The organism is Aeromonas lacus (genome assembly GCF_000764665.1).
Classification (GTDB): domain Bacteria; phylum Pseudomonadota; class Gammaproteobacteria; order Enterobacterales; family Aeromonadaceae; genus Aeromonas; species Aeromonas lacus.
Window position 1 is genome coordinate 84,453 of sequence record NZ_JRGM01000012.1, and the last position, 21,066, is coordinate 105,518.

17 protein-coding genes and 1 pseudogene are annotated in these 21,066 nt (G+C 60.9%); 14 read left to right on the forward strand and 4 right to left on the reverse strand.

What is annotated here, in order from left to right; translation table 11 throughout:
* Nucleotides 1-10 precede the first annotated feature (10 nt).
* The 7 genes and pseudogenes from LG31_RS21815 to lipA all read left to right on the forward strand — a co-directional run.
* A pseudogene (locus LG31_RS21815) lies at nt 11-132 on the forward strand (FtsW/RodA/SpoVE family cell cycle protein); the annotation flags it as partial.
* Entirely contained in the window at nt 132-1,133 is a 1,002-nt protein-coding gene (gene mltB / locus LG31_RS0101365) for a lytic murein transglycosylase B (RefSeq protein WP_033112716.1), read from the forward strand. The pseudogene LG31_RS21815 and the gene mltB, both read left to right, overlap by 1 nt.
* Nucleotides 1,072-2,043, forward strand: a complete 972-nt coding sequence (locus LG31_RS0101370) for a septal ring lytic transglycosylase RlpA family protein (RefSeq protein ID WP_033112717.1) — start codon at nt 1,072-1,074, stop codon at nt 2,041-2,043. Before mltB ends, LG31_RS0101370 begins: the two co-directional genes overlap by 62 nt.
* 187 nt (nt 2,044-2,230) lie before the next feature.
* Nucleotides 2,231-3,427: a D-alanyl-D-alanine carboxypeptidase family protein gene (locus LG31_RS0101375; RefSeq protein ID WP_033112718.1), complete on the forward strand. Its 1,197-nt coding sequence runs from the start codon at nt 2,231-2,233 to the stop codon at nt 3,425-3,427.
* Between the two features lie 282 nt (nt 3,428-3,709).
* Complete coding sequence (ybeD, locus tag LG31_RS0101380) at nt 3,710-3,973, forward strand: DUF493 family protein YbeD (RefSeq protein WP_005348100.1); 264 nt, start codon at nt 3,710-3,712, stop codon at nt 3,971-3,973.
* A gap of 63 nt (nt 3,974-4,036) precedes the next feature.
* Nucleotides 4,037-4,714, forward strand: coding sequence for a lipoyl(octanoyl) transferase LipB (gene lipB / locus LG31_RS0101385; RefSeq protein ID WP_033112719.1), 678 nt, complete (start codon nt 4,037-4,039; stop codon nt 4,712-4,714).
* Nucleotides 4,711-5,676, forward strand: coding sequence for a lipoyl synthase (gene lipA, locus LG31_RS0101390; RefSeq protein ID WP_033112720.1), 966 nt, complete (start codon nt 4,711-4,713; stop codon nt 5,674-5,676). Before lipB ends, lipA begins: the two co-directional genes overlap by 4 nt.
* Before the next feature lie 395 nt (nt 5,677-6,071).
* Here the strand turns inward: lipA and LG31_RS0101395 are convergent, their stop codons facing one another.
* Both LG31_RS0101395 and LG31_RS0101400 read right to left on the reverse strand, forming a co-directional pair.
* Complete coding sequence (locus tag LG31_RS0101395) at nt 6,072-6,632, reverse strand: NUDIX domain-containing protein (RefSeq protein ID WP_152598266.1); 561 nt, start codon at nt 6,630-6,632, stop codon at nt 6,072-6,074.
* Nucleotides 6,633-6,639: 7 nt separating this feature from the next.
* Nucleotides 6,640-7,440, reverse strand: coding sequence for a DUF2989 domain-containing protein (locus tag LG31_RS0101400; RefSeq protein WP_033112722.1), 801 nt, complete (start codon nt 7,438-7,440; stop codon nt 6,640-6,642).
* 211 nt (nt 7,441-7,651) lie between these two features.
* On the opposite strand from LG31_RS0101400, the gene LG31_RS0101405 reads away from it, so the two are divergent.
* Both LG31_RS0101405 and LG31_RS0101410 read left to right on the forward strand, forming a co-directional pair.
* Nucleotides 7,652-9,085 (forward strand): glyceraldehyde-3-phosphate dehydrogenase, encoded by a 1,434-nt coding sequence (locus tag LG31_RS0101405; RefSeq protein ID WP_033112723.1) that lies wholly within the window; start codon nt 7,652-7,654, stop codon nt 9,083-9,085.
* Between the two features lie 86 nt (nt 9,086-9,171).
* On the forward strand, nt 9,172-9,465 hold the full coding sequence (locus tag LG31_RS0101410; protein ID WP_005335194.1) for a YeaC family protein: 294 nt from the start codon (nt 9,172-9,174) through the stop codon (nt 9,463-9,465).
* Nucleotides 9,466-9,726: 261 nt separating this feature from the next.
* Here LG31_RS0101410 and ansA read toward each other — a convergent pair whose 3' ends face one another.
* Nucleotides 9,727-10,734 (reverse strand): asparaginase, encoded by a 1,008-nt coding sequence (ansA, locus tag LG31_RS0101415; RefSeq protein WP_033112724.1) that lies wholly within the window; start codon nt 10,732-10,734, stop codon nt 9,727-9,729.
* 442 nt (nt 10,735-11,176) lie between these two features.
* Between ansA and gltS the strand changes: the two genes are divergently transcribed.
* Nucleotides 11,177-12,376: a sodium/glutamate symporter gene (gltS, locus tag LG31_RS0101420; protein ID WP_033112725.1), complete on the forward strand. Its 1,200-nt coding sequence runs from the start codon at nt 11,177-11,179 to the stop codon at nt 12,374-12,376.
* Between the two features lie 200 nt (nt 12,377-12,576).
* On the opposite strand, the gene LG31_RS0101425 is transcribed toward gltS, so the two are convergent.
* On the reverse strand, nt 12,577-14,448 hold the full coding sequence (locus LG31_RS0101425) for a methyl-accepting chemotaxis protein (RefSeq protein ID WP_033112726.1): 1,872 nt from the start codon (nt 14,446-14,448) through the stop codon (nt 12,577-12,579).
* Nucleotides 14,449-14,703: 255 nt separating this feature from the next.
* Here LG31_RS0101425 and prfB point away from each other — a divergent pair.
* From prfB to cysI, 4 genes are all read left to right on the forward strand, one after another.
* A protein-coding gene (gene prfB, locus LG31_RS0101430) for a peptide chain release factor 2 (protein ID WP_104014039.1) occupies nt 14,704-15,802 on the forward strand; the annotation gives its coding sequence in 2 pieces (ribosomal slippage) (nt 14,704-14,778 and nt 14,780-15,802; 1,098 coding nt in all).
* 16 nt (nt 15,803-15,818) lie between these two features.
* Nucleotides 15,819-17,354, forward strand: coding sequence for a lysine--tRNA ligase (gene lysS, locus LG31_RS0101435; RefSeq protein ID WP_033112728.1), 1,536 nt, complete (start codon nt 15,819-15,821; stop codon nt 17,352-17,354).
* A gap of 197 nt (nt 17,355-17,551) precedes the next feature.
* Nucleotides 17,552-19,342, forward strand: coding sequence for an assimilatory sulfite reductase (NADPH) flavoprotein subunit (locus LG31_RS0101440; protein WP_033112729.1), 1,791 nt, complete (start codon nt 17,552-17,554; stop codon nt 19,340-19,342).
* On the forward strand, nt 19,342-21,066 hold the full coding sequence (gene cysI / locus LG31_RS0101445; protein ID WP_033112730.1) for an assimilatory sulfite reductase (NADPH) hemoprotein subunit: 1,725 nt from the start codon (nt 19,342-19,344) through the stop codon (nt 21,064-21,066). The genes LG31_RS0101440 and cysI overlap by 1 nt, the downstream gene beginning before the upstream one ends.

Genomic DNA, 21,066 nt, shown 5'->3' on the forward strand with positions numbered 1-21,066 from the left:
AGGTGGATATATTCTGCCGGTGGTAGGGGCCCCCTGCCGTTAGTGAGTTATAGCGACACCTCCATGGTGACCCTGATGGCAGGTTTTGGCATACTGATGTCCATCCAGACTCATAGAAGACTGCTTGCCTGATGCGTCTGGTTGGGTTGTTGCTCTCGCTCGTTGCCCTTACGGCAGAGGCGGCCGTCGAACCTGCCGGGCTCGCCATGCTCGCCGAACAGCAGCAGGTGCCGTTGGCGGAGTTGCAGGCGGCGGTGGCCAGCGCCCGGCTAAGGCAGGAGGTGCTCGACACCATCAGCCGCCCGTGGGAGGCCAAGCCCTGGCACCGCTACCGGCCGCTGTTCGTCACCCCGGATCGCATCCGGGATGGCCTGCAGTTCTGGCAGCATCATGCCGCCACGCTGGCGCGAGCCGAGCAGACCTATCGGGTACCGGCCTCGCTTATCGTGGCCATCATCGGCATCGAGACCTTCTACGGTCGCCAGATGGGCAGTCATCCGGTGCTGGACAGCCTCTACACCCTGGGGTTTCACTACCCCGAGCGCAGCGACTTCTTTGCCAAGGAGTTTGCCCAGCTGGTATTGCTGGCCAAAGAGGAGGGGTGGCAACTCGATACCCTCAAGGGCTCCTATGCCGGAGCCATGGGGATGGGGCAGTTCATGCCCTCCAGCTATCGCCACTACGCCGTCGATTTTGACGGCGATGGCAAACGGGATCTCTTCGCCAATCCGGCCGATGCCATCGGCAGCGTGGCCAACTACTTCGCCAGCCACCAGTGGCGCTGGGGCGAAGCGGTGGTCGAGCCGGCCCAGATCGGGCTGATGGCGGTTGATCCCCTGCTCAGGCGAGAGCCCGAGCTGACACAACAGTGGTCAGAACTGGCGGCGGCAGGGATTGAGCTCGCCACGCCGCTGGCCCCGCAGACGCCGGTCAAGTTACTGGCATTTGATCAAGCCGATGGACCGGAATACTGGGTCGCACGGCATAACTTTTATGTGATCACCCGCTACAATCGCAGCCCGCTCTACGCGATGGCGGTGTATCAACTTAGCCAAGCCATTCAGGAAGCGTATGCATCTTCGTCACAAACTCCTCCCGCTCAGCCTGAGCTTGTTGCTGGCCGCCTGCAGTAGCAGCCAGCCGGAACAGTCCGCCCCGGTCGATCTGCCGCCCGCCAGCAAACCGCCCGTTATCGAGATCCCGCAAGCCACCGGCGCCATCCCGCGTCCCGAGCCCCTGAGCACCAGCGGCAACCGGGACTACTGGCGCGGTCAGGAGAAATTCGAGGTGTGGCGCGATATCAAGCACTACAGCGAAGAGGGCACTGCCAGCTGGCTCTCCCCCTCCCTCGATGGCCAGAAGACCGCCAACGGCGATGTGCAGGACAGCAAGCTGTTCAGCGCCGCCCACCGCAACCTGCCGCTGCCCAGCTACGTGCGGGTCACCAATCTGGACAACGGACTGGAGACCATAGTGCGAGTCAACGATCGCGGCCCGTTTGACAGCAGTCGCCTGATCGACCTCTCCCCCGCCGCCGCCAAACAGCTCGAGATGATCGAGGGGGGCGAGGCGCGGGTGCGGCTCGAACTCATCAACGACACCCCGGATCAGATGGTGAGCATGGAGCCGATGAAGCCCATCGAGATGACGCCGACCGCCCCGGCTGCCGCCGCTGCACCTCAGGCGATGTCACAGGATGGCTTCATCGGTCAACCGACCGAGCTCGCCATGGCTGCGCCGGCCGCAGAAGCGGCGCCCGTCAAGGCCCCCGCCGCCAAGCCAGCCAAAGCGGCACCGGCCAAGGCGGCAGCCCCTGCCAGCAGCGGTGACGGCAAGATGATCCAGGTACTGGCCAGCGGCTCCCAGCAGCGGGCCGAGGCGATGGGCAAGGTGATGACCCAGCGTTATGGCCTCCCCTACCGGATCGATAGCCATGGCGCCATCTTCCGGGTGCTGATTGGCCCTGTCGCGGCCGACCAGCAAGCCGCAACATTGGAAAAAGTACGTCAGGGTGGCCTCGAACAGGCCTTTATCGTTCCCTGATCGTTACCCTTTTGCTGCGGGTGTGACTAACTGCTTACTTACCGTCATCACGTCGTTTTATGGCGTGCTGGCGTCAAGTGATGGATAAAAAACCAGTTCTGATCGCCATGTCGGGCTATAACCTGCGGGCGCATCTGGTATAGTTAGGTCCGCATTTTATCCCCATCTGGATCGCAGGAATTTCAAGATGTCCAAATTTGCCCGTTCAGTTCTTCTGGCCTCACTGATCAGCGCCACCGCTCAGGCCAATACCCCGATGCCGGCTCCGACTCCGAACAGCAACCCGGTTGTTGTTCCCGCCGCACCCGAGATCTCCGCCAAAGCCCATATTCTGATCGACTACTACTCGGGTCAGGTACTGGCCGAGCAGAACGCCGAAGAGCGTCTGCCGCCCGCCAGTCTGACCAAGATGATGACCTCCTACATCATCGGCCAGGAGCTGCTGAAGGGGAACATCAAGCGCACCGACATGGTGACCATCAGCCAGAACGCCTGGTCCAAGAACTACTCCGACTCCTCCAAGATGTTTATCGAGGTGGGCAAGCAGGTCTCCGTCGATGACCTGAACAAGGGCATCATCATCCAGTCCGGCAACGACGCCTGCGTCGCCATGGCCGAATTCCTGGCCGGCAGCACCGACTCCTTCGCCAGCCTGATGAACAGCTGGGCCGCCAAGCTCGGCATGAAAGACAGCCACTTCATGAACCCGCACGGTCTGGATGCGGAAGGCCACTACAGTACCGCTCACGACATGGCCCGTCTGGGTCAGGCGCTGATCCGCGACCTGCCGGAGGAGTACAAGATCTACTCCCAGAAGTCCTTCGTCTTCAACGGCATCACCCAGCACAACCGCAACCGTCTGCTGTGGGATCAATCCCTGCAAGTTGACGGCATCAAGACCGGCCACGTCAGCCAGGTCGGCTACAACCTGGTCTCCTCCGCCACCAACAACGAAGGCATGCGCCTGATCGCCGTGGTGCTGGGTGCCAATAGCGAAGCCTCCCGCGCCGCCGAGAGCAAGAAGCTGCTCACCTACGGCTTCCGTTTCTTCCAGAGCCTGACCCCCTACAAGGCGGGCACCGTACTGGTCACCCAGAAGATCTGGATGGGTGACAAGCCGGAAGTGAAACTGGGCGTCGACAAGGATATCTCCGTGCTGGTCACCCGCGGTCAGGGCAACAACCTGAAGGCCGACTTCCAGCTTGAGAGCGAACTGAAAGCACCGCTGGCCAAGGGTCAGCGTGTCGGTACCGTGTTCCTGAAACAGGGCGACAAGGAGATCAAGCAGGTGCCGCTGGTTGCGCTGGAAGATGTGCAAGAGGGTGGCCTGATGAGCCGTCTGTGGGACTACCTGGTGATGCTGGTCTCCAGCTGGTTCAAGTAATCGGGACGCACAATCCTCACCATACAGCGGCGCCAACAGGCGCCGCTGCTGTTTCTGGCCGCTCCAGCCAGTGAATAACCCTGTAAACTGCAGGTTCCGCCCCATGCCGATTTGTGGTAAAAAGCACCACCCCCACTCATGTCTGACGATTCGGGCCTTGATCCCGGCACGGGCCATGCCCATATAGACTTGAGATGGCGGCCCTCACGGGCCATCGGCCAAGCGCCAAACAAGAGTGCGTCATCCCGTGACGACGCCATGAAGACACCCAAAGGTGAGTAAATGAATACCAAGTTTGACGAACTGCTGGAGTTTCCCTGCAAATTCCCGTTCAAGGTACTCGGCATTGCCGACCCGGCGCTGCCGGACATGGTGGTTGAAGTGCTGCAGCAGCACGCCCCCGGCACCTACAGCCCGACCGTCCAGCCCAGCTCCAAGGGCAACTATCACTCGGTTCGCGTGACCGTGACTGCCCAGAGCAAGGAGCACATCGAAGCGATGTACACCGCCCTTGGCAAGATCGAGCTGGTGAAGTACGTACTGTAATGTCTCTCTCGCCCCGTTCTGCGGGGCGACTGTTTTTGGCCATTGAGCCGCCGTGAGGAAGCCATGTCATCCGGGATCCCCGCCCAGAACACGCTTATCGTCAGACATCTGGGTCGCCGCCCCTACCAGCCGGTATGGGACGCCATGAAAGCCTTCACCGACAACCGCACCGGCGACACCCCGGACGAGTTCTGGGTGGTCGAACACGACCCCGTCTACACCCAGGGTCAGGCCGGCAAGGCCGAACACCTGCTCAACCCGGGCAACATCCCGGTGGTGCAGAGCGATCGCGGCGGTCAGGTGACCTATCACGGCCCGGGCCAGCTGGTGCTCTACGTACTGGTGGATGTACGCCGCTGCAAGTTTTCGGTGCGCGAGCTGGTGACTGCGCTGGAGACGGCCATCATCAATACCCTGGCGAAAAGCGATATCGCGGCCTACGCCAAGGCCGATGCCCCCGGGGTCTATGTGAAAAATGACCTCGGCATGGAGGCCAAGCTGGCCTCGCTCGGCCTGCGCATCCGCAAGGGGTGCTCGTTCCACGGGCTGGCCCTCAACGTCAACATGGACATGACCCCCTTCCTGCACATCAATCCGTGCGGCTATGCGGGCATGGCCATGACCCAGACCAGCGCCCTGGGCGGCCCGCAAAGTGTGGCCGAGGCGCAATCCATTCTGGTGGCCGAGCTGGCCCGCCTGATTGGCTATCAAACAATAACAAACACCGAGAGTGAATCATGAGCAAACCCGTTCGTATGGAGCCGGGCGTCAAGCTGCGCGATGGCGACAAGATGGCCCTGATCCCGGTGAAATTCATGCCGGATCCCAACGAGGAACTTCTTCGCAAGCCGGACTGGATGCGGATCAAGCTGCCTCCCTCCAGCCAGAAAATCGAGCACATCAAGAGCACCCTGCGCAAGAACAAGCTGCACTCGGTATGTGAAGAGGCCTCCTGCCCCAATCTGGCGGAGTGCTTCAACCATGGCACCGCCACCTTCATGATCATGGGAGCCATTTGCACCCGTCGCTGCCCCTTCTGCGACGTGGCCCACGGCCGTCCGCTCCCCCTCGATCCGGAAGAGCCGAAGAAGCTGGCGCTGACCATCAAGGAGATGAACCTCAAGTACGTGGTGATCACCTCGGTGGACCGCGACGATCTGCGCGACGGCGGTGCCCAGCACTTCGCCGACTGCATCCGCGAGATCCGCGAGCACAGCCCGCAGACCCGCATCGAGATCCTGACCCCGGACTTCCGCGGCCGGATGGAGCAGGCCCTTGAGGTGTTCCGCGAGACTCCGCCGGATGTGTTCAACCACAACCTGGAAACCGCACCGCGCATGTATCGCGTTGCCCGCCCGGGTGCCGACTACAAGTGGTCGCTGGAGCTGCTGCGCCGCATCAAGGAGATGCACCCCCACGTACCGACCAAATCCGGTCTGATGATGGGCCTTGGCGAAACCAACGAAGAGATCGTCGAGGTGCTCAAAGATCTGCGCGAGCACGGCGTCAACATGCTGACTCTGGGCCAGTATCTGCAGCCGAGCCGTCACCACCTGCCGGTGAAGCGCTACGTGCCGCCCGCAGAGTTCGACGAGCTGAAAGATGTCGCCATGGAGCTGGGCTTTACCCACGCCGCTTGCGGCCCTTTCGTGCGCTCCTCCTACCATGCGGATCTGCAAGCCAAGGGCGAAGAGGTCAAATAACCTCGCAGGAAAGAGGGGTCAAACACCCCCTCCTTTCACCAGCAGCAACAAAAAGAGCGCCCCGAGGCGCTCTTTTTTATGGCTCAGCTCTTTTATGGCTCATCTCTGGGCTGGCTGATGCTGCGCTATCAAGGCTGCCGACGCTCCCGCATGCATCGATTTATGCTGGCAGGGCGGCAGATCGGACACTGCTTTCTGGCCATCATGGTCAGCAAGCCGGACGCACTGACAAGGCAAATTGTCTCATCAGTGCAACAGATAGAAAATTCCAACCGATTTATTTGCAACAATCTGAGCCGTGAGACCGTCCGCTATACGAGCAGGCGAGGCGCGATGCCACCCCCGATATAAACGACAAAGAGAGGCATAGTCCCCCCCCTTGTCACTCCTGATGGTCACTCCTCCTCGAAGCGCCCCTGCTGATGCCAGCGCTGCAACTGGGCCAGCACCCGGGTTTCCCGGGCCGTCCACTGGGGGCATGGCCCCGCCAGCTGGGTCTTGTTGGTCTGCAGCGCCTCGTCGATCGCAAACCAGCCGGGCACAAAGCCAAGCCGGATCTCGTAGGGTTGCGGCTGCGGTGCCACCAGCTGCTCGCCAATCCGGCACAGATAGTAGAGCGAGCGGATGCAGTAGGCATCAAACCCCAGCTCGCGGGCGGCGCGATACTCGCGGGTCTCGCCAAGCAGGGCCCCCACCTCCAGCAGCTCGGCGCCGCACTCCTCCAGCAGCTCGCGGGCCAGCGCCACATAGTGGCTCTCCCCCGCCTCGATGCCACCACCGGGAAACATCAGATCGCCGTTGACCCGGGAGTGAACCAGCAGCAGCTCGTCGCCGCGCAGCACCACGGCGCGCACCGTGAGGCGCTCCAGGGTGCGGCCATTGGTGGTTATCTCGCCGTGTACAAACGAGAGGTCAAAGGGCTCGGGCCAGACGCTGGCCCCGGATGGGTTGCTCATCATCTCCTCAGGGTCGGTAGCTGCCGCCTTGCAGTTGCCGGACGATCTCGGCCGCCTGGGCATCGAGGGCATCCTGACGGGGCTTGCTCAGGCTGTAGTAGAGGCCAAAACGCTTGGCGGAGACCTCGGGGTTGTTCGGGAAGGCTTCGCTCACCTTGCCCCACAGATAGGCCTGCTCATACTGCTTCTGGCCCATGTAGAGGGTGCTGAGGGAGGTAAGCAGACGGCTGTTGAGCGGCTCCCCCTCGCGATAGAGGGAGAGGCCGTGGTGCAGGATGACGATGGCCTTGTCCGGCTCGCTCTTGGCATAAATGCCGGCCAGCACCAGCTGCAGGTCGGGCTCTTCCAGCCCCTTGCCCCCCTCCTGCGCCAGAAACAGCTGGCGAGCCCGCTCGTCACTGTTGTTGGTCCAGTGCCAGAGCAGCAGGTAGGGATCCTGCGAGTTGCGGGTCGCCACATCGAGCCGGGCCAGCTGATCGCCGGCGGCCAGCATCCCCTCCACCCGCGGGCTCTTCTGCTCGCGGGCCCGCTTGTACTCGATGTTGGTGGAGTGCTCGGCGCACTTGATGTAACGCTCCAGACTGCGCATCAGCTCGTAGCTGCGGCGATCGCTCTGCTCCTCTTGCAGATAGAAGCGGCTGCGGATGACATCGGTGCGCTCGTAGCGGCACCAGCCGTCGTCCACCAGATCCTGACAGAGATCGGGGTGATTGCTGCAGATGGTGTGGAGCCGATCGTTATCGCAACCGGCGACGGCAAGGCCGGCCGAGAGGATAACGAGAGGTTGTCGCAGGGCAGTGGGGATCATGGCTCACATCTGGTTGGTAACAGTGACTGGCAACAACTGGAGCCTTATGTGGCCACCTTCGGCTAGCAAACCGGTTACATATCCATTACAATGCGCGCGCCGTATAAGGCCGCGATTGCAGAATACTATAACGAAATCGACACCCCTACACTGATCTGCATTCGACGAATTTTCTATTTGCACCAACAACGTGAAATAAAGGATCTGGTCAATGACCCACGAGCACTATCTGCAAACGTGGCAGGAGAGCCAGGAGCTCGCCGAAGCCATGCAGCCCTTGATTGGTCGCCTCTACCGACAACAAGGGGTCGAGATCACCCTCTACGGCCGCCCGCTGCAAAACGCCTCCACCATCGATATCCTCAAGGCCCACCGGGTCGTTCGCCGCCACCAGGGCGCTCCCCTCCCCATCCAGCAAAGCTTCCCCCTGCTTCAGGCCATCGTTGCCCTCAAACCCACCGCCGCCGAGGTTGACCTTGGCAAGCTGGCGGTCGGTTACTGGCAGGATCATCAGGACGAGGCGGGGATCGAGGACTACCTGCAAGCGCGACTGGCACCGGCCCTTGGCCGCAGCCAGATGCCGCAGCCGACCGACGTGGTGCTCTACGGCTTTGGCCGCATCGGCCGCCTGCTGGCCCGCCTGCTGATCGAGCGCACCGGCGCCGCCAATCCACTGCGCCTGCGCGCCATCGTGGTACGTGGTGGTCGCGATGGGGATCTGGAGAAACGCGCCAGCCTGCTGCGCCGCGACTCGGTACATGGCCCCTTCAACGGCTCCATCGAGGTGGATGTGGAGCGCAGCGCCATCATCGCCAACGGCACCTTTATTCAGGTGATCTACGCCAACAGTCCGGCCGATATCGACTACACCGCCTACGGCATTCACGATGCGCTGATCGTCGACAACACCGGGGTCTGGCGCGATGAAGCAGGCCTCTCCGAGCACCTGAAAGCGCGCGGTGCCGGCAAGGTGCTGCTGACCGCTCCCGGCAAGGGAGAGATGAAGAACGTGGTGTTCGGCGTCAACCACGAGGTCATCGGGCCGGATGACAGGATTATCTCCGCCGCCTCCTGCACCACCAACGCCATCACCCCGGTGCTCAAGGTAATGCAGGAGCGGTACGGCATCCACCACGGCCACGTGGAGACGGTCCACTCCTACACCAACGATCAGAACCTCATCGACAACTATCACAAGGGCGAGCGCCGCGGTCGCAGCGCCGCCCTCAACATGGTGATGACCAGCACCGGCGCCGCCAAGGCGGTGGCCAAGGCGCTGCCGGAACTCAAGGGCAAGCTGACCGGCAACGCCATCCGGGTGCCGACCCCCAACGTCTCGCTGGCCATCATCAATCTGTCGCTGGAGCAGGCTACCGATCGGGAGAGCCTCAACGCCTATCTGCAGCAGATGGCGCTGAGCTCGGCCCTCCATCGCCAGATCGACTTCAGCGCCAGCACCGAGCTGGTCTCCTCCGACATGGTGGGTTCCCGTTATGCGGGCATCGTCGACTCCCAGGCGACCATCGCCGAGGGGGATCACTGCGTGCTCTACGTATGGTATGACAACGAGTTCGGGTACAGTTGTCAGGTAGTGCGGGTGATGGAGCAGATGGCTGGCGTAGTCCGCCAGGATCTGCCGGCCTAGACCGATAGGGTCTACCTGCATGGCCCGCCAGGATCTGCCGGGCTGGCCCCGAAGTTTATGGCTCAATTGTTCAAGGAGAAGGCCGGATGTCGTTTCAACAGGGTGAGTTTTTGCAAGCAATCAGGCAGATGCCCGAAGAGGTGTACGAGCGGCTCAAGACCGCAGTCGAGCTGGGCAAGTGGCCCGATGGCAAGCCCCTCACCGACGAGCAGAAGGCCACGTCGCTGCAAGCCGTGATGGCTTGGCAGGCGATGCACCTCGACAACCCCGAGCACATGAACATCGGCCGTGACGGCGAGATCGTGATGAAGAGCAAGAGCGAGCTCAAGCGTCAGTATCGCGACGAGGAAGAGATAGTCCGGGTCGACCTCAACCACTGAGCCGGACCCGGCAGGCCGCTTGCGGCGGCCACAACAGAGAGGGGAGCCATAATGGCTCCCCTCTTTTTTCCTATCTATGCAGGATGACTCATCCCCCTCATCCCCAACCCTTCTCCCGCCAGGGGAGAAGGGAGCAGGCTCGTACCTGCGGAGAGTGAGCGGGCCACCGGCCGGCGAGCTTCATGGCAAGCCTCGTGGCCAACAGCACCTCGATCTATCCCCTCTCCCGCCGGGAGAGGGCTAGGGTGAGGGCCGCAACGCTCAGGGAGTCAGCTCCCCGCGCAGGGATTGTTGCATCAGCTCGCGAATCCGGTGGGAGGGCAAGTCCTGGCTCAGCAGGAAGTGGAGCTTGGTGAGCGCCGCTTCGGCGGTCATGTCAAAGCCCGAGATAACCCCGGCCCGCGACAGCGCGTTGCCGGTGGCATAGCCACCCATGTTGACCTTGCCGTGCAGGCACTGGCTCAGGTTGACGATGATGACGCCGCGGGCCGATGCCTCGGAGAGCAGCGCCAGCATGGCCGGATTCTGCGGCGCATTGCCGACCCCGAACGAGAGCAGGATCAGTGCCTTCACCGGCTGTTGCAGGATGTTGGCGATCACCTCGCTGGAGATCCCCGGATAGAGGGTCACCACGCCGATCGGCTGGGGGGTGATGTCGTGCAGCACCAGCGGGCGCTCGGAGGGCTCGCCCAGCTCGCCCGCTTCCAGCGAAATGGCGATCCCGGCGTTGAGCAGCGGCGGATAGTTGGGAGAGTCGAAGGCGTGGAAGCCGTCTGCGTGCACCTTCTTGCTGCGGTTGCCGCGATAGAGCTGGTTGTTGAAGAACAGCGTCACCTCGTGGATCGGGTAGTTGGCCGCGATATAGAGGGCGTTGAGCAGGTTCTGCTGACCGTCGGAACGCAGCTCGGCGAGCGGGATCTGGGAGCCGGTGATGATGACCGGCTTGTGCAGATCCTCCAGCATGAAGGAGAGCGCCGAGGCGGTGAACGACATGGTGTCGGTGCCGTGCAAAATGACGAAACCGTCGTACTTGTCGTAGTTGTCGCGAATATCCTCGGCGATGCGCTGCCAATCCGCCGGGGTCATGTCGGAGGAGTCGATGAGAGGGGCATATTCGTGGATATGGTAATCCGGCATCTCGGGACGATGGAACTCGGGCATCCGCGCCAGACAGTCTTCCATAAAGCCCGCCATCGGCACATAACCGTGGTCGGAACGCTGCATCCCTATGGTGCCGCCTGTGTAGGCGATGTAGATGGACTTCTTCACACCCTCTCCTCTCTGTGGGCCGAAAACCCGCGAATGATAAACCATGCGGGGCGAACCGGCTGCTCGGATCCCGTCCGTTTCCGCCGCGGGCTGGAAACCGGCGAATTATAGAGACTGACGCCCCAAATGACAGCCGTTCTCTGCTCCTTTTCGGCGTTTAGTTGCCATACCTCAATGGTGTTAAATTTCACAATAAGACACTAAAACGAGCATTAATACGACAAAGATGGAATTAAACGATGCTTTTTGCTACAATCCGCCGGATTTTACTAAAATCTCATCTGGATGCCTGAGCATTTCAGGCCCGCACAAGCCCCATATTTGCTGGGGCGGGGAGATGTTTCCCCTTCTTTGCTGGCACATTAAGCCACACTGTTTTTATCCCGGCTGAATCTGTGAGTCTTCACCCCGAAGGCACAGCCAATCAACATGGGAGTACTGAATGTTACAACTTGATTCCTACGCAACCCTGGTCGCTGCCACTCTGGTACTGCTGCTTGGCCGCATGCTGGTCACCCGGGTCGGACTGCTGCGCACCTTCAACATCCCAAAACCGGTCGCAGGCGGTCTGGTCGTTGCCCTGATCCTGCTGCTGCTGCGCTCTACCATGCAGCTGGAGCTGCAATTCGATACCAGCCTGCAAACCCCGCTGATGCTGGCATTTTTCGCCTCCATCGGTCTCTCTGCCGATCTCGCCAGCCTGAAACGCGGCGGCAAGGCGGTGGTCACCTTTCTGATGGTGGTCACCGGCCTGCTGCTGGTGCAAAACGGTCTGGGGGTCACGCTGGCCACCATGCTGGGCCTTGATCCCCACATGGGGCTGCTGGCCGGCTCTATCACCCTCTCCGGCGGACACGGTACCGGCGCGGCCTGGAGTGCCACCTTCTCCGAGAAGTACGGGGTGCAATCTGCCGCCGAGCTGGCCATCGCCTGCGCCACCTTTGGTCTGGTGCTGGGTGGTCTGATCGGTGGCCCGGTAGCCCGCTATCTGGTCAAAAAAGTGGAGGTGCCCGGTGAGGAGCACAACCGCGACGACGCGCCGCAGGGCTTCGAGATGCCCGATATGGAGCGCCCGCTGACTACCTTCAGCCTGATCGAGACGCTGGCCCTTATCGCCATCAGCCTGAAAGGGGGCGAGCTGCTCTCCGCCTACCTCAAGGGGAGTGCGCTGGAGCTGCCCATCTTCGTCTGCGTGCTGTTTGTCGGCGTGCTGCTGCGCAACCTGCTCACTCTCTTCAACTGGCATGAGGTGAGCGATCGCGAAGTCTCCCTGCTCGGCAACGTCAGCCTGTCGCTGTTCCTGGCGATGGCACTGATGAGCCTGAAACTGTGGGATCTGGCCAGCCTGGCGCTGCCCATCTTCATCCTGCTGGCCGCCCAGACCGTGGCGATGGCACTCTACGCCATCTTCGTCACCTTCCGGGTCATGGGCAAAAATTACGATGCAGCCGTGCTGGCGGCGGGTCACTGCGGCTTTGGTCTGGGTGCCACCCCGACCGCGATTGCCAATATGCAGGCTATCACCCAGCGCTTCGGCCCCTCCCACCTGGCGTTTCTGGTGGTGCCCATGGTGGGCGCCTTCTTTATCGACATCATCAACGCCATGGTGATCAAGCTGTTTATGGCGATGCCATTCCTCTAATACCCCTTCCTGTCAGACGTATAAGAACAGAGCCCACCTTTGGTGGGCTCTGCCATTTCTGCACACTAGCGGCCTTTCCTCGTCAGTCTCTCTGGATCTCATTCGTTCGGTCATTCTTCGCGAGAGATATAAACAAAAAGCCCCGCACTCGGCAGAGTGCGGGGCTTTCTCGGGCGGCCGTGCTCGCCGCGCTTCAGAACTTACAGGATAAAGGTCGAGACCTGCTTGTTGAGGTCGGTTGCCCGCCCCTTGAGGCTCTCGGCCTGATCCAGATCGCGCATCGCGGCGGCGGTGATCTCGTCGCTCACATCCTTGATGGCGGTGGTGTTCTGGGTGATCTCGCCGGTGACCTGAGTCTGCTCCTCGGCAGCGGTGGCGATCTGGCCAGCCATGTCGGAGATAAGCGATACGGCCTGGGTGATCTCCTCCAGCGCCGCGGCGGCGGCATCGGCATCCTGCACGCTGTTGTCCGCCAGCCCCTGACTGGTCTGCATCAGGCTCACCGCACGGGCTGTGGTCTGCTGCAGCGTCTCGATGGTGGCGTGGATCTCCTGGGTGGAGTCCTGGGTACGCTTGGAGAGCACCCGCACCTCATCGGCTACCACGGCAAAGCCGCGGCCCTGCTCGCCGGCGCGAGCCGCTTCGATGGCGGCGTTCAGTGCCAGCAGGTTGGTCTGCTCGGCAATGCCCTGAATGGTGGAGAGAATGCCGGAGATGGCCTGGGCATGGCGGCTCAGCTCGCCGATGACCTCGGTGGCCTGCCCCACCTCTTGCGCCAGATTGTTGATGGAGGCACGAGTCTTGTGCACCAGCTTCTTGCCCTGTTCGCTGCTCATGGTCGATTGCTGGGCGGCGGCGGCGGTATTTTCGGCGTTGCCTGCGATCTCCATGGTGGCGCTCGCCATCTCGGTGACCGCAGTGGCGACCATAGTCACCTCCTGCTGCTGACGCTGCAGCTCGTCCACGGCGGCCTGGTTGGTCACCAGACTGCGCTCAGCATCGGCATTCAGCTCGTTGGCCAGCTGGCGGATATTGGCGATCAGCTGGTGCTGACTGCCGACGAAACGGTTGAAGCTGTTGGCCAGTTGGCCCACTTCATCGTTGGCGTCGATCTTGATGCGCTGGGTCAAATCACCGTTACCGTCGGCGATGCGAGCCAGTGCCTGGGATACCTTGCTGAGCGGGCCAAGCAGCATGCTGACCAGCCAGGAGATGGCGAGGATGCTGCCCACCAGCACCAGCAGCGCCAGACCAAGCTGGGTCATCAGCAGGGAGGAGAGCGGCGCCTCAAGGGTATCCTTGTCCAGCACCAGTACCAGCTCCCAGTCGGTATCGGGAATGTCAGTCGCCCACAGCAGCTTGTCACGCCCTTCGCTCTCGAAGTAGGCGGGTACCAGCCCCTGACTCGCCTTGCTCTGATCGATCAGGGCATTGGTCAGATCGTTGTCGATCTCGGTGGCCGGCTTCATCGCCTTGGCAGCATCCTTGTAGGCGATGACGGTGCCATCCTTGTGCATCATGATGGCAAAGCCGTCAGCCGGCAGTTTCATCTTGGTAACGTCTTCCACCAGCGAGGCGATGGAGAGGTCGCCCCCCACTACGCCACCCTGCACCGGCTGGGCCAGAGTCACCACCATGATGTTGTAGGCCACATCCAGATAGGGTTTGGTCACGATGAGACCCCCCTTGGCCATGGCTTCCTGATACCAGCCACGGGAGCGCGGGTCATAACCACTGCGGTTGATGGAGGGGTCGGAGTCGTTCATCTTGCCGCTGCTCTCGCCAAAGTAGGTGAGCTGGAAGCGGCCGGAAACCTGGGCCTGTTGCAGGGCGTTGAGGGGCTCGGCTCCCGCCTTGCTGCCCAGCGCCTGAATGACGTCGCGGCGGGCTGCGAGCCAGTCGCTGACGCTGGTGGCCTGCTGGTTGCCAAGACGCTGAACCTGCTCCTGGCTGCCCTGCAGCAACAGGTTTTTCTGGCTGCTATAGCTCTGCCAGGAGAGCATCAGGATCACCAACGAAAGGGCAATCACCACCGACAACAGTATCTTCTGTTTGAGTGATAGGTTTTTCATCATCTGTTCTTCTTATTTGAGGTTAGGAAGCAGTTATGTCGTATGTACACCGAACGCTAGTAGTCATTAGCGACCCCCTGCTCCAAAACTGAACAGGAAAATGGATCGACGGGCGATATTTTCTCCCGATGCGCGGAAAACTGCATCAGAAATTGCTCACCTGGCGCGCGTAAACTCAGGCAACCCTGTTTATTCCTTCCACAATTGGCTAGAATGACCCGTTTTCAAATCACATCGATCCTGAGAGTTTTCACGATGTTCGAAGTTAATCCCGTTTTAAATAAACTTAAGGAGCTGTCTGAGCGGACCGAGCTTCTTAGGGGGTACCTTTGACTATGACGCCAAGAAAGAGCGTCTGGAAGAGGTCAATGCCGAGCTGGAACAGCCGGATGTATGGAATGAACCCGAGCGCGCACAGGCGCTGGGCAAAGAGCGCGTAGCGCTGGAAAACGTAGTCGGCACCATCGACACCCTGACCCAGGGCGTGGATGACGTCGAGATGCTGGTCAGCCTGGCAGTGGAAGGGGAAGACGAAGAGACCTTCAACGAAGCCATCGCCGAATCCGAACAGCTGGAAGCCAAGCTGGTGGATCTCGAGTTCCGCCGCATGTTCTCCGGCCAGCACGACGGCTCCGACTGCTATATCGATATTCAATCCGGCTCCGGTGGTACCGAAGCACAGGATTGGGCCAACATGGTGCTGCGCATGTATCTGCGCTGGGGCGATGCCCACGGTTACAAGCCCGAGCTGATTGAATGCTCCGAGGGCGACGTGGCCGGCATCAAGTCCGCCACCATCAAGTTCACCGGCGAATATGCCTTCGGCTGGCTGCGTACTGAAACCGGCGTGCACCGTCTGGTACGCAAGTCCCCGTTCGACTCGGGCGGCCGCCGTCACACCTCCTTCTGTTCTGTGTTCGTTTACCCGGAGATCGACGACGATATCGAAATCGATATCAACCCCGCCGACCTGCGTATCGACGTCTACCGCGCCTCCGGTGCCGGTGGTCAGCACGTTAACCGTACCGAATCCGCGGTGCGTATTACCCACGTCCCGACCGGTGTCGTGGTACAGTGCCAGAACGACCGATCCCAGCACAAAAACAAAGACCAGTGTATGAAGCAGCTGAAAGCCAAGCTCTACGAGCTGGAAATTCAGAAGCAGAATGCCGAAAAACAAGCCCTGGAAGAGACCAAGTCCGATATCGGATGGGGCAGCCAGATCCGTTCCTATGTGCTGGATGACTCCCGTATCAAGGATCTGCGCACCGGCGTCGAAACCCGTAATACCCAATCGGTGCTCGACGGTGACTTGGACAAGTTTATCGAAGCCAGCCTGAAATCAGGTCTGTAAACAAGCAGGAATCACCATGTCTGAACAAACCATCACTCCGGAAGTCGATCAAACACTCGAACTCAACAACGAGATGACTGAGCGTCGTTCCAAGCTGGCCGCCCTGCGCGCCCAGGGCAATCCTTTCCCCAACGACTTCCGTCGTGACAGCCTCTCCGGCGATCTGCAGGCAGAGTTTGGCGACAAAAGCGCCGAGGAGCTGACTAGCCTGGGTAAACGGGTGAAGATTGCCGGTCGCATCATGACCCGCCGGATCATGGGCAAGGCTTCTTTCGCCACCCTGCAGGACATGGCCGGCAAGATCCAGGTCTACGTCACTCGCGACGACCTGCCGGAAGGTTTCTACAACGAGCAGTTCAAGAAGTGGGATCTGGGCGACATCGTGGGTGTCGAAGGTACTCTGTTCAAGACCCAGACCGGTGAACTCTCCATCCATGTCTCCGACATCCGTCTGCTGACCAAGGCGCTGCGTCCGCTGCCCGAGAAGCACAAGGGTCTGACCGACCAGGAAGCTCGCTGCCGTCAGCGTTACCTGGACCTGATCGCCAACGAAGAGTCCCGCAAAACCTTCGTAACCCGTACCAAAGTGGTTGCCGGTATCCGCAAGTTCCTGAACGACAAGCGTTTCATGGAAGTGGAAACCCCGATGATGCAAGTCATCCCGGGTGGCGCTTCTGCCCGTCCGTTCATCACCCACCACAATGCGCTGGACATCGACATGTACCTGCGTATCGCTCCGGAACTCTATCTGAAGCGTCTGGTGGTTGGTGGTTTCGAGCGTGTCTACGAGATCAACCGCAACTTCCGTAACGAAGGTATCTCCGTTCGCCATAACCCCGAGTTCACCATGCTCGAGTTCTATATGGCCTACGCCGACTACATCGACCTGATGGACCTGACCGAAGAGATGCTGCGCACTCTGGCACAGGACATTCTGGGCGACACCAAGATCCGTTACGCCAAAGAGGGCGAAGAGGGTCTGACCATCGATTTCGGTCAGCCGTTCCAGCGCCTCTCCATGGTTGACTCCATCCTGAAGTACAACCCGGATGTGACCCGTGACGATCTGGCCACTCTGGAGAAGGCGACTGCCGTCGCCAAGCGCCTGAAGATCGAGCTGATGAAGAGCTGGGAACTGGGCCACGTGATCACCGCGATCTTCGAAGAGACCGTTGAACACATGCTGCTGCAACCGACCTTCATCACCGAGTACCCGGCTGCCGTTTCTCCGCTGGCCCGTCGCAACGACGTAAACCCGGACGTAACCGACCGCTTCGAATTCTTCATCGGTGGCCGCGAGCTGGCCAACGGCTTCTCCGAGCTGAACGATGCAGAAGATCAGGCCGAGCGCTTCCAGGCTCAGGTTGACCAGAAAGCCGCTGGCGATGACGAAGCCATGTTCTACGACGCCGACTTCGTTACCGCGCTGGAGCACGGTCTGCCGCCGACTGCCGGTCAGGGTATCGGTATCGACCGTCTGGTGATGCTGTTCACTAACAGCCACACCATCCGCGACGTCATCCTGTTCCCGGCTCTGCGTCCGCAGAAGTAAGGTTCATGCCCGCCGGGATCCATCCCGAGCGCGATAGCTTGAAAACGCCCCGCCACTGCGGGGCGTTTTTTTATCCCGTTTGCCACTGCATACCTTTCTAAATGCAATAATGGAATAAAGGTTATATTTTTATTCTTTGTTGCTATCCATTACACCCCTTAACCTGACCACAACTCAGACCATGGAAGACGTGTGTGATGCAATTGAAGGACTCCCTGACCCCATTAAGCCCCCTCTCCGACGAGCAGCAACGCCAGCTAAGCCAGGTGCTCGCCACCCTCAATACCCAGCAGCTTGCCTGGGTGAGCGGTTATCTCTACGGCCTCTCCCAGACCGGCTTGCAGCCTGCCGTAACCGGTGCAGCCGCCGCTGCCCCCGGAGGCAACCTTACCATTCTCTACGGCTCCCAGACCGGCAACGCCAAAGGTGTCGCCAGCGCCATCAAGGCGCAGGCCGAGACCCGTGGCCTACCCGTCACCCTCGCGTCGATGGCAGACTACAAACCCAAGCAGCTCAAGAAAGAGAGCCACCTGCTGGTGATAGTAAGTACTTACGGGGAGGGTGAACCGCCAGAGAGCGCCGTCGACCTCCACGACCAGCTGAAGAAAGGCAAGATAGGCAAACTCGAGGGCCTCAAGTTCGCCGTGCTGGGGCTGGGTGACAGCTCCTACGAATTTTTCTGTCAGACCGGCAAAGATTTTGACGACTTCCTCGCCAAAGCTGGGGCCGAGCGCATTCACGAACTCGCCAGCCTCGATGTGGATTATCAGGATGCCGCCAGGAGCTGGGGCGAGCAGGCCATCAATGCCATTGCCGCGACGCTCTCCACCGGAGCGGCAAGCAGCAGCGTGGCCAGCGCGGTGCAGCAGGCGGTTGGTCACAGCCAGTACAGCAAGGAGAACCCCTTCCCTGCCCGCCTGTCGGTCAAGCAGAAGATCACCGGCCGGGATTCCACCAAGGATATCCGCCACATCGAGATCAACCTTGAAGAGTCTGGCCTCAGCTACCAACCGGGGGATGCCCTCGGCGTCTGGTTCGACAACGATGCCGAGCTGGTTAGTGAAGTGCTGGCCCTGACCGGCCTCTCTGGCGATGAAGCCACGGCCCACGGCACATTGCGTGTAGCCCTGACCGGTCACTTCGAACTGACCCGGTTGCACGGTGGCTTTATCACAGGCCTTGCCGAGATCGCAGGCAATGCAGCGCTGAAAGATCTGGCTGGCGACAAGGTTCAGGTCAATGGGCTGGTCGCCTCAGCCCAGATTGTGGATGTATTGGAGCGCTTCCCAACCGCACTCTCGGCCGAGCAGCTCATCGGCCTGCTGCGCCCCCTCACCCCTCGCCTCTACTCCATCGCATCAAGCCAGAGCGAGGTGGAAGAGGAGGTGCACCTGACCGTCGGGGTGGTGCGCTATCCGCAAGAGGACGGCACGGTGCGCAGTGGTGGCGCCTCTTCGTTCCTCGCTGATCGCCTTGAAGAGGGCGCCGAGGTACGGGTGTTTGTCGAGCACAACGACAACTTCCGCCTGCCCGCCAATCCCGGCACCCCCGTCATCATGGTGGGCCCGGGCACCGGCATCGCCCCGTTCCGCGCCTTTATGCAGGAGCGCGAAGCCATCGGAGCCTCGGGCAAAAACTGGCTCTTCTTCGGCAACCCGCACTTTACCCAGGATTTCCTCTATCAGGTGGAGTGGCAGCGTTATGTGAAATCGGGGCTGCTGTCGAAGATCTCGCTGGCCTTCAGCCGGGATCAGGCCCACAAGATTTATGTACAGGACCGCCTGCGCGAAGCGGGCCAGGAGCTCTATCAGTGGCTGGAAGCAGGCGCTCACTTCTATGTGTGTGGTGACGCCAACAAGATGGCCAGAGATGTGCAGGAGGCCCTTCTGGATGTGATTGCCGAACACGGCCACAAGAGCCGTGAGGAAGCAGAAGAGTATTTGAGCGAATTGCGTCGTGCCAAACGTTATCAAAGGGATGTCTATTGATGAGCAAACAACCTGTCGCGCAACAAAAAGCCGGTCCAGTCGAGGGGCCACTGGCCGACAACGAACGCCTCAAGCGCGAGAGTAACTTCCTGCGCGGCACCATAGAGCAGGATCTGCAGGATCCGCTCACCGGCGGCTTCAACGGCGACAACTTCCAGCTGATCCGCTTTCACGGCATGTACCAGCAGGATGACCGCGACATTCGCCCCGAACGCGCCGCCCAAAAGCTGGAGCCTCTGCACAACGTCATGCTACGTGCCCGTCTACCCGGCGGCATAATTACTCCGGCTCAGTGGCAGGTGATCGACAAGTTCGCCGAAGAAAACACCCTCTACGGCAGTATTCGTCTCACCACCCGCCAGACCTTCCAGTTCCATGGGGTATTGAAGCGCGACATCAAGCTGATGCACCAGACCCTCAACAGTACCGGCATCGATTCCATCGCCACCGCTGGCGACGTGAACCGCAACGTGCTCTGCACCAGCAATCCGGTGGAGTCAGCGCTGCACCAAGAGGCCTACGAATGGGCCAAGAAGATCTCCGAACACCTGCTGCCCAAGACCCGCGCCTACGTGGAGATCTGGCTGGACGGTGAAAAACTGGGACAGGATGAGGAGCCGATCCTGGGCTCCAACTACCTGCCGCGCAAATTCAAGACCACAGTTGTGATCCCGCCTCACAACGATGTGGACATCCACGCCAACGATCTCAACTTCGTGGCCATTAGTGATCACGGCAAGCTGGTGGGCTTTAACGTGCTGGTGGGCGGGGGTCTGGCCATGACCTACGGCGACACCAGCACCTATCCGCGCAAGGCGAGCGATTTTGGCTTTATTCCGCTCTCCCACGTGCTGGAGGTGGCGGCTGCCGTGGTCAGCACCCAGCGCGACTGGGGTAACCGGGTCAACCGCAAGAACGCCAAGACCAAGTACACCCTCGAACGTGTTGGCGTCGAAGCCTTCAAGGCCGAGGTGGAGAGCCGCGCTGGCATCCAGTTTGGCGAAGTGCGCCCCTATGAGTTCACCAGCCGTGGCGATCGCTTCGGCTGGGTCGAGGGGATCGACGGCAAGCACCACCTGACCCTGTTTATCGAGAATGGACGCCTGCTGGACTTCCCCGGCAAGCCGCTCAAGACCGGCATGCTGGAGATCGCCAAGGTGCATCAGGGGGATTTTCGCCTGACCGCCAACCAGAACCTGATCATCGCCGGGGTGCCCGCCAGCGAGAAGGCCCGCATCGAAGGGCTGGCACGCCAGTACGGCCTGCTGGATGACGGCGTCAGCGAGCAGCGCAAGCAGTCGATGGCCTGTGTCGCCCTGCCAACCTGCCCGCTGGCGATGGCCGAGGCGGAGCGCATGCTGCCCGCCTTCGTCACCGAACTTGAAGGGCTGCTGGCCAAGCACGATCTGGCAAACGATGCCATCGTCTTTCGGGTCACCGGCTGCCCCAACGGCTGCGGCCGCGCCATGCTGGCGGAAGTAGGTCTGGTGGGCAAGGCGCCCGGCCGCTACAACCTCCATCTGGGCGGTAACCTCGAAGGGACGCGCATTCCGCGCATGTACCGGGAGAACATCACCGAGCCGCAGATCCTGAGCGAACTCGACGCGCTGATCGGCCGCTGGGCCAGCGAGCGCGAACCGGGCGAAGGGTTTGGCGATTTCGTCATTCGCGCCGGAATCGTCGCACCTGTGGTCAACTCAGCCATCGACTTCTACGCCGCCTGA

What these genes read in the sequence shown, in the direction of transcription:
- mltB (WP_033112716.1), top strand. Translation starts at nt 132, where the DNA reads ATGCGTCTGGTTGGGTTGTTGCTCTCGCTCGTTGCCCTTACGGCAGAG.
- LG31_RS0101370 (WP_033112717.1), top strand. Translation starts at nt 1,072, where the DNA reads ATGCATCTTCGTCACAAACTCCTCCCGCTCAGCCTGAGCTTGTTGCTG.
- LG31_RS0101375 (WP_033112718.1), top strand. Translation starts at nt 2,231, where the DNA reads ATGTCCAAATTTGCCCGTTCAGTTCTTCTGGCCTCACTGATCAGCGCC.
- ybeD (WP_005348100.1), top strand. Translation starts at nt 3,710, where the DNA reads ATGAATACCAAGTTTGACGAACTGCTGGAGTTTCCCTGCAAATTCCCG.
- lipB (WP_033112719.1), top strand. Translation starts at nt 4,037, where the DNA reads ATGTCATCCGGGATCCCCGCCCAGAACACGCTTATCGTCAGACATCTG.
- lipA (WP_033112720.1), top strand. Translation starts at nt 4,711, where the DNA reads ATGAGCAAACCCGTTCGTATGGAGCCGGGCGTCAAGCTGCGCGATGGC.
- LG31_RS0101395 (WP_152598266.1), bottom strand. Translation starts at nt 6,632, where the DNA reads ATGAGCAACCCATCCGGGGCCAGCGTCTGGCCCGAGCCCTTTGACCTC.
- LG31_RS0101400 (WP_033112722.1), bottom strand. Translation starts at nt 7,440, where the DNA reads ATGATCCCCACTGCCCTGCGACAACCTCTCGTTATCCTCTCGGCCGGC.
- LG31_RS0101405 (WP_033112723.1), top strand. Translation starts at nt 7,652, where the DNA reads ATGACCCACGAGCACTATCTGCAAACGTGGCAGGAGAGCCAGGAGCTC.
- LG31_RS0101410 (WP_005335194.1), top strand. Translation starts at nt 9,172, where the DNA reads ATGTCGTTTCAACAGGGTGAGTTTTTGCAAGCAATCAGGCAGATGCCC.
- gltS (WP_033112725.1), top strand. Translation starts at nt 11,177, where the DNA reads ATGTTACAACTTGATTCCTACGCAACCCTGGTCGCTGCCACTCTGGTA.
- LG31_RS0101425 (WP_033112726.1), bottom strand. Translation starts at nt 14,448, where the DNA reads ATGAAAAACCTATCACTCAAACAGAAGATACTGTTGTCGGTGGTGATT.
- lysS (WP_033112728.1), top strand. Translation starts at nt 15,819, where the DNA reads ATGTCTGAACAAACCATCACTCCGGAAGTCGATCAAACACTCGAACTC.
- LG31_RS0101440 (WP_033112729.1), top strand. Translation starts at nt 17,552, where the DNA reads ATGCAATTGAAGGACTCCCTGACCCCATTAAGCCCCCTCTCCGACGAG.
- cysI (WP_033112730.1), top strand. Translation starts at nt 19,342, where the DNA reads ATGAGCAAACAACCTGTCGCGCAACAAAAAGCCGGTCCAGTCGAGGGG.